This is a genomic window from Mesorhizobium sp. C268A (assembly GCF_040324475.1).
In the GTDB taxonomy this organism is placed as follows: Bacteria; Pseudomonadota; Alphaproteobacteria; order Rhizobiales; family Rhizobiaceae; genus Mesorhizobium.
The window spans coordinates 658,990-674,168 of sequence record NZ_JAMYVX010000003.1; the positions used below are offsets into that span (position 1 = coordinate 658,990).

Consider the following 15,179-nt stretch of genomic DNA (forward strand, 5'->3'; position numbering starts at 1 on the left):
GCGGGACGCCGAGCCCTTAAGGTCCGGCCTCCCGCACAATTACTTACGTCGCTTGACCAGTCCCAGCCGGATCAGGCTTTCGCCCGTGGCAATCAAAGCATCTTCGCGCGAGCGTGGCGCCCAGCCGAGCACGCGCACCGCCTTGGCGTTGGTGGCGTTCTTGATCTTGCCCAGTTCCGTTGCGAGTTGTGCCGCTTCCGGATTGAACAGCCCGATGATGCGCACCAGCCAATCGGGAAACTCCCGCGTCGAGACGCGCGACGCCGCCGGCCCGAGCCGCGTCTTCAGGGTCTGCGCGATCTCGCGCACCGTCATGAAATCGCCGGCGACAGCCAGGAACCGTTCGCCCTTGGCGGCGGGGTGGGTCATGGCGCGAACATGCAGATCCGCCACGTCGCGCGCATCGACGACGCCGAAGGACAGGCGCGGCAGCCCAGGCACGGCGCCGTTCAGCATGCGCTGGACAAATTCGGTCGAGGTCGAATGGTCCGCGCCGAGCACCGGTCCAAAGATGCCAACGGGATTGACGACCGCAAGCTCCAGCGCGCCGCTCTGCTCGGCGATGAAATCCCAGGCCGCGCGCTCGGCGAGCGTCTTGGACTTCACATAGGCGCTGACCTTGCCTGCCGGATCGGTCCAGTTTTCCTCGTTGAAAGGCTGCCCATCCGCGCGCATCTTGCCATAGCCGACGGCCGCGAAGGATGAGGTGAGCACGACGCGCCTGACCCCGGCATCCCGCGCCGCCCGCAGCACGCGCAACGCGCCCTCGCGCGCCGGAAGGATCAGGTCATCCTCATGCGTGGGCACGCCGGGCGGAAAAGGCGATGCGACATGCAGCACGTAATCGCAGCCGGCCACCGCCGCCGGCCAGCCTGCGTCGGCCATCAGATCGGCATGGGCGAATGAAAGGGCGTCACCGGGCTCCGTGCCACCTGCCTTGAGCATGGCGAGCACATCGGCTTCGCGCCTGGCCGATCGCACGGAGGTGCGGACGCGGTAGCCGGCCTTCAACAGTTCGAGCATGCAGTGAGCGCCGAGGAAGCCGGACCCGCCGGTGACCAGCACCAATTCGCCGCTCATATTAGCCTCCTCGACGATTTATCCCTTCGAGACCCCTTAGATCGCCACCTGCGTGCCGATCTCGACCACACGTCCGGTCGGGATCTGGAAATACTCCGTCGCATCGGCCGCCGAGCGGGCGAGCCCGATGAACAGCTTGTCCTGCCACACCGGCATGCCGGAATTGGGCGATGCTTTGAGCGAGCGCCGCGACAAGAAGAACGACGTCGTCATGATGTCGAACTTCCAGCCCTGCTTGCGGCAGATCGCCAGCGCGCGCGGAATGTTGGGCTGCTCCATATAGCCGAAGGTCAGCGTCACCCGCATGAACAACTCGTTGACTGTCTCCATCTTGACCCGCTCGCTGTCGGGCACCAGCGGCTGCGGTGCGGTGACCACCGACAGAATGACGTTCTGCTCGTGCAGCACCTTGTAGTGCTTCAGGCTGTGCATCAGCGCTGTCGGCGCGCTTTGCGGATCGCTGGTCAGGAACACGGCGGTGCCGGACACCAGCTGCGGCTTCTTCTTCAACAGATTGCCGGCGAGGAAATCGAGCGGGATTTCGTTGCGACGGGTCTTGTCGAACAGATAGCGGCTGCCGCGCACCCAGGTCCACATCGCCAGAACGATGGTGAAGGCCACCGCAAGCGACGCCCAGCCGCCCTCGAACACCTTGACGATGTTGGAGGCAAAGAAGCCGATGTCGATGAATGCGAACACCGCCGTCATTGCCACCGCCACCCACAGGCGCCATTTCCAAATGCGCGTCATGACGACGAACAGCAGCACCGTCGTCACCAGCATGTTGCCGGTCACCGAGATGCCATAGGCGGAGGCCAGCTTGCTCGATTCGCCGAAACCGACGACCAGCAACATCACCGCCAACGCCAGCAAAACATTGACGCGCGGCATGTAGATCTGGCCCGACTGCCGTTCCGACGTGTGCAGGATTTCGAGGCGCGGCAGCATATTGAGCTGCACCGCCTGCCTGGTCAGCGAGAAGGCGCCCGATATGACCGCCTGGCTGGCGATGACCGTCGCCGCGGTTGCCAATACCACCATCGGGATCAGCGTCCAGCCTTCGTTCATCTCGAAGAATGGATGGCCGACGTGACCGTTCTTCGCCAGCACGAAAGCGCCCTGCCCGGCATAGTTTAGCAGCAGGCAGGGAAACACGATGGCCAGCCAGGCGAGCACGATGGGCTTGCGGCCGAAATGGCCGAGATCGGCATAAAGCGCTTCGGCACCGGTGACGGCGAGGAAGATGGCGCCGATGGTGACGAAGGCGACATCGGGCGAATTGATCAGGAAGGCGACGATGTAGTGCGGGCTGACCGCCCACAGGATTTCGGGATCGGCGATGATGTGGTTCAAGCCCGAAAGACCGATGGCCAGGAACCAGACCGCCGTGATCGGGCCAAAGATCAGCGCCACACCGCCGGTGCCGAAGCGCTGCACCGAAAACAGGATCGCCAGGATGACCAGCGTCAGCGGCACGACGTAGGGCTGGAAGGTCGGGGTAACGACATTCATGCCTTCAACCGCCGAAAGCACCGAGATTGCCGGCGTGATGACGGCGTCACCGAAGAACAATGACGCGCCGACAATACCGATGGCCAGGATGATCGCCGAGCGGGTCGGGAAACTGCCGCGCGCCAGTGCCATCAGCGACAGCACGCCGCCCTCGCCTCGGTTGTCGGCTCTGAGCACAAACATGATGTATTTGATGGTGACGATAATCGTCAACGACCAGATGATCAGCGACAGCACGCCCAGAATATCGCCGCGCTCGGCGATTTCGCCGCCGGAGGACGCAACAAGCGCTTCCCGGAAGGCGTAGATCGGGCTGGTGCCGATGTCGCCATAGACCACACCGAGCGCGCCCAGCATCAGAACTTTGGTGCTGTGCTGTTCGATTTCGGGATGGCTCGATTGTTCGACGGGTTCTGCCTCAATACCAGCATTGGTAAGGGCCATGGACGACACTCCGATAAGCGCGCGGTGCTCTACGCTTGCTGCGATGCAATATCAAGTGCCGTGACGGTAGGGCTACCATGTTCCCAGCGCAGGGCTTGCCCCGCAATGACCGGTGCGTGGCGTCAAAGGCTGCCGGAAACCTCAGATCGCCACCTGCGTGCCGATCTCGACCACACGTCCGGTCGGGATCTGGAAATACTCCGTCGCATCGGCCGCCGAGCGGGCGAGCCCGATGAACAGCTTGTCCTGCCACACCGGCATGCCGGAATTGGGCGATGCCTTGAGCGAGCGCCGCGACAGGAAGAACGAAGTCGTCATGATGTCGAACTTCCAGCCCTGCTTGCGGCAGATCGCCAGCGCGCGCGGAATGTTGGGCTGCTCCATATAGCCGAAGGTCAGCGTCACCCGCATGAACAACTCGTTGACTGTCTCCATCTTGACCCGTTCGCTGTCGGGCACCAGCGGCTGCGGTGCGGTGACCACCGACAGAATGACGTTCTGCTCGTGCAGCACCTTGTAGTGCTTCAGGCTGTGCATCAGCGCTGTCGGCGCGCTTTGCGGATCGCTGGTCAGGAACACGGCGGTGCCGGACACCAGCTGCGGCTTCTTCTTCAACAGATTGCCGGCGAGGAAATCGAGCGGGATTTCGTTGCGCCGGGTCTTGTCGAAGAGATAGCGGCTGCCGCGTATCCAGGTGGTCATGATCAGCCCCATGAGGCAGGCAACGGATATTGACACCCATCCGCCTTCCACGATCTTGACGACATTCGCCAGGAAGAAACCCATGTCGATGGTGCCGAACAGCAGCGCCAATGCCAGGGCGAGCCCAAGCTGCCATTTCCACAAATTGCGCATGACAACGAACAGCAGAATGGTTGTCATCAGCATCTCGCCGGTCACCGAAATTCCGTAAGCGGAAGCCAGCGAACTCGAGCTGCCGAAGCCGACAACCAGCAGCATCACTCCCAGGGCGATGAGCAGGTTGACGCGCGGCATATAAATCTGGCCGCTCTGCATTTCGGACGTGTGCTGCACCTCGATGCGGGGCAGCAGGTTGAGTTGCACTGCCTGGCGTGCCAGCGAAAAAGCACCCGAGATCACCGCCTGACTGGCGATCACGGTGGCGGCCGTTGCCAAGCCGACCATTGGCATCAGCGCCCAATCCGGCAACATCTCGAAGAATGGATTGGTCGGCCTGCCGCCATTCGCCAATACAAAGGCGCCCTGGCCGAAGTAGTTGAGCAGCAGGCAAGGAAACACCACGGAAAACCACGCGAGCACGATCGGCTTGCGCCCGAAATGTCCAAGGTCGACATAAAGCGCCTCGGCCCCCGTTACCGCCAGGAACACTGCACCAACGGTCACGAAAGCGGCGGTCGGCGTGCCGGCTAAGTAGGCGATCGCATAATACGGGTTGATCGCCAACAGCACCGAAGGATCGTCCATCAGGTGGTAGAGCCCGGAAACGCCGATGGCCAGGAACCATAGCGCCGTCACCGGCCCGAATACTGCCGCCACCTTCCCCGTGCCGAAGCGCTGCACGGAGAACAGAAATGCCAGGATGACCAAGGTGATCGGAACGACATAGGCCTCCAGCGTCGGTGTCACCACTTCCAGGCCCTCAACTGCCGACAGCACGGAAATGGCCGGAGTTATGATAGCGTCTCCGAAAAAAAGCGACGCCCCGCAAAGTCCGATGCCGAGGATAAGCTTGGCGCCTTTTGGATAGGCGCTGCGCGCCAGCGCCATCAGGGACAGCGTGCCGCCCTCGCCCTTGTTGTCGGCGCGAAGCACGAAAGCGACGTATTTTATGGTGACGATAATCGTCAGCGCCCAGACGATCAGCGACAGCACGCCCAGGACATCTATACGCGTGTCGGTACCAGGCGAAGCGTGAAGCGCCTCGCGGAAGGCATAGATCGGGCTGGTGCCGATATCGCCATAGACGACGCCAAGCGCGCCCAGCATCAGAACTTTGGTGCTGTGCTGTTCAGTGTGGGAGTGGTTCGGTTGTTCGACGGGTTCAGCCTCGCTACCGATGCTGGAAAGAGCCATCGACTACTCCCCGATCACCGCGCGGTGCACCTTGCTTGCTGTCATGCGATATCACCTTCGACACGAGCCTTCCACCGCTACCAACCGCAAGCCTTCAGAAACCGCCCCACCGTGCCGGCCATGCCATACTCCAACGCATCGGCTGTCAACCCGTGTCCGATAGACACTTCGGCCAATGCCGGAATGCGCTTTGCCAATGCCGGAAGGTTGTTCACCACCAGATCGTGCCCGGCATTGACCTGGAGCCCGGCGGCGAGTGCGGCATCCGCGGTTTTTCCCAATCTTTCCAGCTCCTTCCGCGCCTTGGCGGAATCGGAATGGTAGCTGCCGTAGGGCCCGGTATAGAGCTCGATGCGGTCGGCGCCGGTGTCGCGCGCGGCATTGACGCCGGTGGGATCCGGATCGGAAAACAGCGACACGCGGAAGCCCCCTTTTTTCAGACGCTTGACGATCGGGATAAGGAACGCCGCCTCGGCGGCAAAGTTCCAGCCATGGTCCGATGTCGCCTGCGCCGGATCGTCGGGCACCAGCGTCACCTGCTCCGGCTGGTGCCTTTCCACAAGCGCCAGAAAATCCTCGGTCGGGTAGCCCTCGATGTTGAATTCCGCCTTGGGAAACTCGTCGTCGATCAGCGCCCGGATCTCCGGCAGGTCGGAATGCCTGGTGTGGCGCTCGTCGGGCCGCGGATGAACCGTCAGCCCGTGCGCGCCGGCCGCCAGCGCCAGGCGGCCGAGCCCGGTGACGCTCGGCCACGGCAGGTCGCGGCGGTTGCGCAGCATGGCGATGGCGTTGAGATTGACCGAGAGTTTCGCGGGCATGGCGTGAGGTCCGGCTGTTTGTGCAGCGCATCTATACTGCCTTTGATGGGAACAGACAGGGGCTTTCGGGTGTTCCAGTGATGACATCTGCTCGCAAGGGGGAACCCAGCCAATGAATTTTCTCCAATCCGTGCCCGCGATCCGCCGCCTCGAAACCAACCGTGAGGACCTTTTCGCCATCGACGTCGTCGGCCATGTATCGGCCGCCGACGGCGAAAATCTGTTCGGATTGCTGGAGGCTGCCTACGCGCTGCACCCGAGGATCGACGTCTTGGTGCGGCTGGTCGACCATGAGGGCGTCGACTGGATCGATATGGACGACGAGACGCTGAAACAAGGTACGGTTCATGCGCTAGAGCATATCGCCCGGTGCGCGACGATCGGTGAGCCGGACTGGATAGCGGATGCGCGGAACTTCCTTCCGGCTTCGCCACCCATCGAGTTCAGGCACTTCGCGGCCGAGGACGAAGCGGATGCCTGGCAATGGCTGGGTGCGACGCCACTCAGCCCTGCTGCGCCGGCTGCTACCTGACGCCGGCTATCTAACGCCAGCTATCCAACGCCAGTTATCTAACAATCGTCAGCCGCTCTGCCGCCCGCGTGATGGCGGTATAAAGCCAGCGCTGGCGGGTTTCCTTGAACGCCCAGCTCTCGTCGAACAGCACGACGTCGTTCCACTGCGAACCCTGCGCCTTGTGCACGGTCAGCGCGTAGCCATAGTCGAAATCGTCAAAGCGCTTCTTCTGCTGCCAGGGGATATCGGCGTCCGGATCCTCGAAAGCCGACTTGAGCAGCTTGATCTTGGCGACGCCGCGGTCGGGATCGTCCTCCTCGGGCGAGACCAGAAGGTTGATGCCCGGCTTCACCGTCTCGCGCGACGAGGTCATCACCTTCCACAGCGAACCGTTGAGCAGGCCCTTGGCGGGGTCGTTGCGCAGGCAGACCAGCTTGTCGCCGGCCTGCGGATAATCGGCATTGAAACCCTTCAGCTCGCGCAGGCGCTGATTGTAGCGGCGGCGTGTGCGGTTGGTGCCGACCAACACCTGGTCCGCCTTCAGCACCAGCTCCTGGGTGACGTCCTCCTTGCCGATGACCTGCGCGGTGCCGTAGTCGCCGCGCATGAACTCGCGGCCCTCGCGCACGTCGAGCGCCAGCTGGATAATCGGATTGTCGCGCGCCTGGCGGTGGATTTCGGTCAAGAGCACATCCGGCTCATGCTCGGTGAAAAAGCCGCCGCCCGAGATCGGCGGCAGCTGCGCCGGATCGCCAAGCACCAGGATCGGCGTGCCAAAACTCAGAAGGTCGCGGCCAAGCTGCTCGTCGACCATCGAGCATTCGTCGATGACCACCAGCTTCGCCCGTGAAATAGGGCTTTGCCGGTTGAGCGAGAAGGTCGGCGACATCGAGGTCTTGCCCGTCACCTCGTCCGACACCGATTCCTCGCCCTTCGGCCGGTAGATCAACGAATGGATGGTGCGAGCATTGACCGCGCCCTTGGAACGCAGCACCTGCGCCGCCTTGCCGGTGAAGGCGGCGAACTGCACCTGCCCGTCGACATGCTCGGCAAAATAGCGCGCCAGCGTGGTCTTGCCGGTGCCGGCATAGCCGAACAGCCGGAAGACCTGCGGCCGGCCCTCTTTCAGCCAGCGCGCCACCGCTTTCAGAGCCTCGTCCTGTTGGGGGAGAATTCCATCGGTTCGACAGACCGGATTCGCGAGAGAAAGACAAGCTTGGTGCTAACACCGCTTAAAACGATGGGATTGCCTCACCTTCAACGGGACAAACTAGCAGGCGCAAATGCGAACGTAAAGTGAACATGCAAGCGGATAACGAACGATTTGAATTCAGGCATTTGAACCTAGATCGGGCAATGCCACTATCACGGACATGATCGAGATGCAGATCGGCGCAGACACCTATAAGCGAGGATATTGATGAGGTCGTTCGCAGACAGGCTGATCGGAAAGTCGATAAAGAAGATCGAAATCGGCGAACCTGGTTATGGCATCGTTGTCTCCTTGTCGGATGACGCAGGGTTCGCGATATATACCGAGGTCACGGCCTGTCTGAGTGACGAAAATGCCAGAACCATAGACGTGTTACCATCAGCGACGAGCAAGTGATCCTCCACTTGGGTGACAACGACTTCGTCGCCATTTCCAAAAACCGTGGCCGCTTCGCCGTCGTTGAGGCGTTTGTCTATGGGGACGACGAACGCATGGTCGTCGAAAATTAGTTGCATCGGCCGCCAGATTTCAAACACCAACCACAGGCGGACTATATGTTCGCGCCGCCGCCGCTACCTCTGGTCGGCCCGGGATCGTTCTCCAACAAAATCGGCTTGCCGTGCGGGGTTGCATGCGCGGCGCGTTCCCAGGCGGCGGCGAGCGTGTCGACGTCACTTTTTCCCGCGACGCCCTTGGCCGCCAGCAGCGTCTCCAGCGCAGCCAGCCAATGCTCGTAATAATCGTGGCCATCGCTTGCGGCGCCCGGCTTGTTCACTTGCGCCGACAGCGCATCGGCCCATTCGGCCCAGGAAAACAGGCCCTTGTCGTGCAGCGCCACCGTCATGGCGAAGGCTTCGGCCTGCCAGGGTTCGGCGAATACCGGTTCGTCCAGACCCGCCGGCAGTGCACCTTCAGGCCGGCTCAAGATAGCTCTCCCAGGCATCGATCGAGACGGTCAGCGTCGGGTCGGCGCCCTCGCCCCAGATTTCCGAGCCATCGAAGACCACGGTATAGACCCATTGCGGGTTTTCACCGTTGCCATGCGCGTTGCTGTCGGGGAACACAAAACCGTCACGCACGGCCTCGACAACTCCGTGCTTGCCGCGCGCATAACGCGGCAGCCTCGTGTGGGCGGTGGGATTGAAATTCCTTGTCCGCACCGGGTCGCCGGCCTTGAAGCGCGGCGCCGTCTCGACCGGCCGGTCGCAGGGACTGCCCTTGGCCAGCACCGCCGGAACGTTTTCGGCCTTCAACACCCTTTTGGGCGTCGCCGCCGGATCGACCGCCCGACCTTCCGTCAGATCGCGCTCGCTGACGAAGCCATGGCGCTTCAGCAGCACCTCGAGCGCTTTGATCCATATCTGGTAGTAGCTTGAGGAATAATAGACGGCCGGATGCAGCGATTCCCTGGCGTGCCGGCTCTCGTCGATGTTCCACGCGCCCATGGCGCCGGCAGTCAGCGTCACGCCGAGCGCCCGCCTCTCCCAATCCGCATGAAAATACGGTTCGTCCTTTTCGGGCGCGACCGGCCCGAAACCCATCTGCCCACCGAGATCCTGCGGCCCGTTCATGCCGGTACCTTCTTTGTCCCGGGTTCTTTGGCCACCGCCGTGCCGATCATCGCATCGCGGCTGACCAGTTCGGCGAGTTGGTCCTCACTCCAGCCTTCGGTACCGTCAGGCCGCATCGGCACCACGAGATAGCGCAGTTCGGCAGTCGAATCCCAGACGCGGATGTTTTTCTCCGCCGGCAAGGTCAGCCCGAACTCCTCCAGCACGCCGCGCGGATCGATCACGGCGCGCGAGCGATAGGGCGGCGCCTTGTACCAGACCGGCGGCAGGCCGAGCACCGACCACGGATAGCAGGAGCACAGCGTGCAGACGACGAGGTTGTGCGTCTCGTCCGTGTTGAACACCGCCTGCATGTGCTCGCCCTGGCGGCCGGTGTAGCCCAGCGAGGTGATCGCCGCAGTCGCGTCGCGCTTCAGCCACTCGGCAAAGGCCGGATCGCTCCAGGCTTTCGCCACCGCCCTGGCGCCGTTGCGCGGCCCGATCTTGGTCTCGTAGGTGTCGACGATGACGTCGATCGCCGCCGGATCGATCAGGCCTTTTTCGGTGAGGATGGTCTCCAGCGCGCGCACGCGCGCCGCAAATGGGTCGAGCTCATTGTCGTGGTCATGATCATGGGACATGACCCTCAGATTAGGATCGGCGGCACGCGGCCGCAAGCATGACAGCTTGGGCCACGGGCTATCGCCTATTCGGCGGCGGCCCTTTGCGGCTCGAGCCGATCCTCGGGAGCGAACAGCGAGGCCTGCTCGCCGCTCTCGACCGCATGCAGCTCCGGCCTGTTCTTTTTCCAAGAGAAGAAGCTCACCAGCCAGCCGGAGAAATTCTCGAAATAGACATAGATGACAGGGGTGACGAACAGCGTCAGCGCCTGCGACGCCAGGAGACCGCCAACCACCGCGACACCGAGCGGCTGGCGCAGCTCAGCACTGGCGCCGGTGCCGAGCGCGATCGGGAACGTGCCCATCAGCGCCGCCAACGTCGTCATCATGATCGGCCTGAAACGCATCAGGCACGCCTTGTGTATGGATTCCTTGGCCGACATGCCTTCTCGTCGCAGCTCCAGCGCGACGTCGACCATCATGATGCCGTTCTTCTTGACGATGCCGATCAGCATCAGGATGCCGATCACCGCGATCACCGACAGGTCCATGCCGGCAAAGCGCAGCGCGACCACCGCGCCCAGCACCGCCGAAGGCAGGCCGGTCAGAATGGTCAGCGGATGGATAAAGCTCTCATAGAGGATGCCGAGTACGATATAGATGGTCAGAACGGCGCCGCCGATCAGCAGGCCCTGATTGGCCAGCGAATCCTGGAAGGTCTTGGCGGTGCCGGCAAAGCTGGTCGAAATCGCCGGCGGCATGCCGATCTGCTCCTTCAGCGCGGCGATGCGGGCCGTGCTGTCGCCCAGCGCCACGCCTTGCGGCAGGTTGTAGGAGATGGTCACCGCGGGCAGCTGGCCGAGCTGGTTGACCGTCAGCGCGCCGGCGGTGCGGTCGACGCGGGCAAAGGCGCCGAGCGGCACCAGGCTGCCGCTTGCCGTCCTGACCTGGATGGCCAGCATGCGCTCGGGCGACCATTCGATGTTGGGATCGAGCTCCATGATGACTTCGTAGCTGTCGGCCGAGCCGAAGATCGTCGAGACCTGCTCCGTGCCGAAGCCGCCATAGAGACTGGAGCGCAGCGTGTCGGTGTCGATGCCGAGCGAGGCCGCCTTGTCGCGATCGACCACCAGCGTCGCCTGCAATGAATTGTTCTGCAAATCGCTGGTGACGTCGGTGAAATTCGCATGATCGGCCGCCATCGCATCGTCGAGCTTTTGCGCCCATGTGTCGGTCAGGCCGGTATCGAGGCCCTGAACGACGAGCTGGTAGGCGCTGGCGGAAGAACGCGCGCCAAGTCGCAGGTTCTGCACCGGCTGCATATAGGCATCGATCCCCGGCACGACGGCCAGCTGCCGCCGCAGATCCGACAGTACCTTATCGATGTCGGGGCGCTGGCTCTTGTCCTTCAGCTGCACATAGAGCTGGCCCTGGTTCAGCGCATTGTTGCCGCCGCCGGCTGACCAGGCCACATGCGAGACATAGGGCGAACGCGAGAAGACACTTGCCGCCTGGTTCTGCAGCTTGACCATGGCGTCGTAGGAGATGTCCTGCCTGGCGATCGTCGTCACCGAGATCTGGCCGATATCCTCTTGCGGGAAAAAGCCTTTCGGCGAGACTTCGATCAGCCACACCGACCCTGCCGCCGTGCCGACAAAAACGAGGAACACCAGGAAAGTGTGGCGCAGGCAGAATGTCAGAAGCCGATCATAGCCGCGGGTGACGAAGTCCTGCTTGTGGCCGGGGGCGTGCTTGTCGCGATCGGCCTTGGTCACCGACAGCAGCCTTGAGCACAGCATCGGCGTCAGCGTCAGCGAGACGAACATCGAGGCAAGGATCGCGACCGTCACCACGACGGCGAATTCGTTGAAGATGCGGCCGATGACGCCGCCCATTAGAAGCACGGGGATGAACACCGCCACCAGCGAGATCGAGATCGAGATGATGGTGAAGCCGATTTCGCGCGCGCCCTTCAGCGAGGCATCGAAGGCCGAGAGACCGTCCTCCTCCATGTGGCGAAAGATGTTTTCCAGCATGACGATGGCGTCGTCGACGACGAGGCCGACTGCGAGCGTCAGTCCCATCAGCGAGATGTTGTCGATGGAGAAGCCGAACAGGAACATGGCGCCGAGCGTCGCGATCAACGAGATCGGCACCGCCACGGCCGGAATGATGGTTGCAGTCACCCGGCGCAGGAAGACGAAGATCACCATCACCACCAAAGCGATGGTCAGAAGCAGCGTGAACTGGACGTCGTCGACGGCCTGGCGGATCGAGGTCGAACGGTCGTTGAGCAGCTTGATGTCGGCGGCGGCCGGCATTTGGTCCTTGAACGACGGCAGCATCGCCTTGACCTTGTCGACGACGTCGACCGTGTTGGCGTCGGGCTGGCGCTGCACCGCCAGGATGATGGCGCGCGTGCCGTCATACCAGCTTGCAGTCGTCGTGGTCTCGACCGAGTCGATGACGCGCGTCACCTCGCCCAGCCGCACCGGATGGCCGTTCTTGGTGGCGATGATGAGGTTGGAGAACCCGGCGGCATCGGTGAGCTGCGTATTGGCCGTGATGGTCAGCTGCTGCTTGTCGTTCTGCAAGACGCCGAGCGGCGTGTTGGAGTTGGCCGACGCGATTGCCGTCTGCAGCTGGTCGATCGAAATGCCGCGCGCCGCCAGCGCCGTCGGGTCGATCTGCACGCGCACCGCATATTTCTGCTGGCCGAAGATCGACACCTGCGCAACGCCGTCGATGGTCGACAGCGAGGGCGAGATGACGTTTTCGGCGAAGGCGTCGAGGTCGGTGAGCGGAACCGTGTCGCTGACCAGCGACATCAGAAGGATCGGCGCGTCGGCCGGATTGACCTTGCGATAGCTCGGCGGCGCTGTCATCTCGGGCGGCAGTTGCCGCTGCGTGCGTGCGATCGCCGCCTGCACGTCGGCGGCCGCCGCGTCGATATCCCGGTTGAGCACGAACTGGATGGCAATGGACGTGCGTCCCAGCGAATTGCTGGTCGAGATGGAATCGATGCCGGCAATGGTGGCGAACTGCTTGATCAGCGGCGTCGCCACCGAAGTGGCCATGGTTTCGGGTGACGCGCCGGCCAGGTTGGCCGAGACATTGACGACCGGGAATTCGGCGCTCGGCAGCGCCGCCACCGGCAGGAACTTGTAGGCAAACAGCCCGCCCAGCACGAGGGCGAACGACATCAGCAGCGTCGCGACAGGCCTTCTTATGCAGAATTCTGAGATCATTGGGCAGCTCCGCCGGCTTTGTCGGCTTCCGCCAACTTGGGCGCTGCCTGACCGCCGGCAGTTGCCTTGCCTTCATGCACGCTGGCGCCGTCCTTCAGCCTGGTTTGGCCCTCGACGACAACCTTCTCGCCTGACTTGACGCCCTCGCTGATGGCGCTGTTTTCGCCTTCGGTCAGCGCCACCTGCACAGGCCGCATCTCGACCGTGTTGTCCGGCTTGACGACATAGACGAACGGCCCCTTCTGGCTGGGCTGGATCGCGACCGTCGGGATGGATGGCATCTGCGGCATGATGCCGGCGTCGAGCACGACATTCACATATTGGCCGGGCCACAGTGAAAGATCGGCATTGGGAATGCTCGCCCGGGTCGCGATGGTGCCGGATGCGGTGTCGACGCTGGAATCGACGAAGTCGAGCGTGCCCTTGCCGATCGGCGTCGGATCGCCATCCTTGGTCAGCGTCACCGCGCCTTGCTGCGGGTTGGCCAGCGCCTTGTGCAGCAGCGCCAGGTTACTCTCCGGCAGGTTGAAGTTGACTTGCAGCGGATCCATCTCGGTGATCGTCACCAGCGGCGTGGCCGTGCTCGAGTTGCCGTTGCTCAAGGTGACCAGGTCACCGACCGAAACGTTGACGGCGCCCAGCCGGCCGGCAATCGGCGCCTTGATGCTGGCGAAGCCGAGCTGGACATTGTCGGCGTCGATCGTCGCATTGTCGGCGTCCACGGTCGCCGCGGCAGCCTTTTGCGCCGCCACCGCCTGATCGTAGGTCTGCTGCGTGCCGGCCTGCTTGGCGACGAGATCCTTGGCGCGCTGGAGGTCGGAGCCCGAACTGGTCAGCAGGGCCTGGTCCTTGGCGAGCGTCGCCTGATCCTTGGCAAGCTGCGCCTTGAGCGCCCGGTCGTCGAGCGAGAACAGCAGGTCGCCGGCCTTCACCATCTGGCCGTCCTTGACGTCGATCGATACGATCTGGCTGGACACGCGGGCGTTGATGTTGACCACGGCCGGCGACGACACGAAGCCGATGGCATAGCGGCGGATCGGGAAATCGGCTGTCGTCGCGGTGGCGGAAACGATCGAGGCCGAACGAGCGCCATTGCCGCCTGCACCGGATTTGCCGCCAGCATTGTCGGCCGAAGCCTTGTCCGATCCAACCGGCTTGTCCGCTGCTGCCGTCTGCCTGGCGCCCGGCAGCATCTGCTGCAGACTGCTCGTCGCCGCCGGCGAAAAATAGACCCATGCCGCGGCGACACAGGCCGCTGCCACCACCACCGCCAGAACGACTTTTCCGCGCATCGACTAAAAGCCCTATGATCCGACACGCCGAACCCGGTGGTCTCATTCTACCCAATCACGGCGCCTTGCCGCGATCTCGCCGAAGTAGATAGGACGCACATTTGTCGGAAAAGGGCCAAAACACGGCATTACGAAGATTTAATGTGCACTGCACAATGACTATGCAGCCGGCTCAGCAGTCGGAAAACCAGCCAGGATGCGGTTGAGATTTCAGGCCGGATGCGTCTATTTCAGCATCGGCCAGAGCGTCGCCGCCAAGAGCACGCCCATGGCGATGTTGAACCATTTCAGCCGCACCGGATCCGACAGGAATCCGCGCAGCGCCGTGCCGAAGCCGGCCCACACCGAGACGCTCGGCAGGTTGACGACGGTGAAGGCGATCGCGATCAGCGCCACCGACAGGAACGGGTGGTCCGGATTGGAGTAGACGGCCATGGCTGTGATCGCCATCACCCAGGCTTTCGCATTGACCCACTGGAATGCGGCTGCCTCGATGAAGCGCATCGGCCGTGCCTCCGTCTCACCCTTGCTGGACAGCGAGCGCGACATGGCGATCTTCCAGGCGAGATAGAGCAGATAGGCAGCGCCGGCGATCTTCAATCCGGTGTGCAGGGCCGGAAACGCCGTCAGCACCGCGCCCAGGCCAAAGCCGACGGCAAGCAACAGCACCAGGAAACCCATGCTGATGCCCAGCATATGCGGAATGGTTCTGACGAGGCCGAAATTCACGCCCGACGCCAAGAGCATGAGGTTGTTCGGCCCCGGCGTGATCGAGGTCACGAAGGCGTAGACCAAAAGGGCAAGGAAAGCGTCGAGGGTCATGACGGCTCACA

General features: G+C 62.9%; 13 protein-coding genes. 1 reads left to right on the plus strand and 12 read right to left on the minus strand.

Annotated elements, in window-relative coordinates; translation table 11 throughout:
* Nucleotides 1-39: 39 nt before the first annotated feature.
* The 4 genes from NKL06_RS30080 to NKL06_RS30095 all read right to left on the minus strand — a co-directional run bounded on the left by NKL06_RS30080 (nt 40) and on the right by NKL06_RS30095 (nt 5,909).
* Entirely contained in the window at nt 40-1,080 is a 1,041-nt protein-coding gene (locus NKL06_RS30080; protein ID WP_023690928.1) for an SDR family oxidoreductase, read from the minus strand.
* Between the two features lie 36 nt (nt 1,081-1,116).
* A complete protein-coding gene (locus NKL06_RS30085) occupies nt 1,117-3,036 on the minus strand; it encodes a potassium transporter Kup (protein ID WP_286442487.1) in 1,920 nt (639 codons plus the stop codon).
* 141 nt (nt 3,037-3,177) lie between these two features.
* Complete coding sequence (locus tag NKL06_RS30090; RefSeq protein ID WP_023823130.1) at nt 3,178-5,091, minus strand: potassium transporter Kup; 1,914 nt, start codon at nt 5,089-5,091, stop codon at nt 3,178-3,180.
* A 77-nt stretch (nt 5,092-5,168) separates the two neighbouring features.
* Nucleotides 5,169-5,909 carry a pyridoxine 5'-phosphate synthase gene (locus NKL06_RS30095; RefSeq protein WP_023690926.1) on the minus strand — a complete coding sequence of 247 codons (741 nt, stop codon included), beginning with the start codon at nt 5,907-5,909 and terminating at the stop codon, nt 5,169-5,171.
* Nucleotides 5,910-6,021: 112 nt separating this feature from the next.
* Here NKL06_RS30095 and NKL06_RS30100 point away from each other — a divergent pair, with 112 nt between their 5' ends.
* Nucleotides 6,022-6,441 (plus strand): SpoIIAA family protein, encoded by a 420-nt coding sequence (locus tag NKL06_RS30100; protein ID WP_023690925.1) that lies wholly within the window; start codon nt 6,022-6,024, stop codon nt 6,439-6,441.
* 34 nt (nt 6,442-6,475) lie between these two features.
* On the opposite strand, the gene NKL06_RS30105 is transcribed toward NKL06_RS30100, so the two are convergent.
* From NKL06_RS30105 to NKL06_RS30140, 8 genes are all read right to left on the minus strand, one after another.
* Entirely contained in the window at nt 6,476-7,597 is a 1,122-nt protein-coding gene (locus NKL06_RS30105) for an ATP-dependent DNA helicase (protein ID WP_352581628.1), read from the minus strand.
* A 311-nt stretch (nt 7,598-7,908) separates the two neighbouring features.
* Entirely contained in the window at nt 7,909-8,172 is a 264-nt protein-coding gene (locus tag NKL06_RS30110) for a hypothetical protein (protein WP_156939115.1), read from the minus strand.
* 14 nt (nt 8,173-8,186) lie between these two features.
* Complete coding sequence (locus tag NKL06_RS30115; protein WP_023690922.1) at nt 8,187-8,561, minus strand: nitrile hydratase accessory protein; 375 nt, start codon at nt 8,559-8,561, stop codon at nt 8,187-8,189.
* Entirely contained in the window at nt 8,548-9,207 is a 660-nt protein-coding gene (gene nthB, locus NKL06_RS30120; protein WP_023690921.1) for a nitrile hydratase subunit beta, read from the minus strand. Before nthB ends, NKL06_RS30115 begins: the two co-directional genes overlap by 14 nt.
* The gene (nthA, locus tag NKL06_RS30125; RefSeq protein WP_023690920.1) at nt 9,204-9,827 is read right to left on the minus strand and encodes a nitrile hydratase subunit alpha; all 624 of its coding nucleotides are present in this window, start codon (nt 9,825-9,827) and stop codon (nt 9,204-9,206) included. The genes nthB and nthA overlap by 4 nt, the downstream gene beginning before the upstream one ends.
* Before the next feature lie 65 nt (nt 9,828-9,892).
* Nucleotides 9,893-13,054: an efflux RND transporter permease subunit gene (locus tag NKL06_RS30130; RefSeq protein ID WP_023690919.1), complete on the minus strand. Its 3,162-nt coding sequence runs from the start codon at nt 13,052-13,054 to the stop codon at nt 9,893-9,895.
* The gene (locus NKL06_RS30135; RefSeq protein ID WP_023690918.1) at nt 13,051-14,346 is read right to left on the minus strand and encodes an efflux RND transporter periplasmic adaptor subunit; all 1,296 of its coding nucleotides are present in this window, start codon (nt 14,344-14,346) and stop codon (nt 13,051-13,053) included. The genes NKL06_RS30130 and NKL06_RS30135 overlap by 4 nt, the downstream gene beginning before the upstream one ends.
* Nucleotides 14,347-14,571: 225 nt before the next feature.
* Nucleotides 14,572-15,168 carry a LysE family translocator gene (locus tag NKL06_RS30140; protein ID WP_023682076.1) on the minus strand — a complete coding sequence of 199 codons (597 nt, stop codon included), beginning with the start codon at nt 15,166-15,168 and terminating at the stop codon, nt 14,572-14,574.
* Between the last annotated feature and the right edge of the window lie 11 nt (nt 15,169-15,179).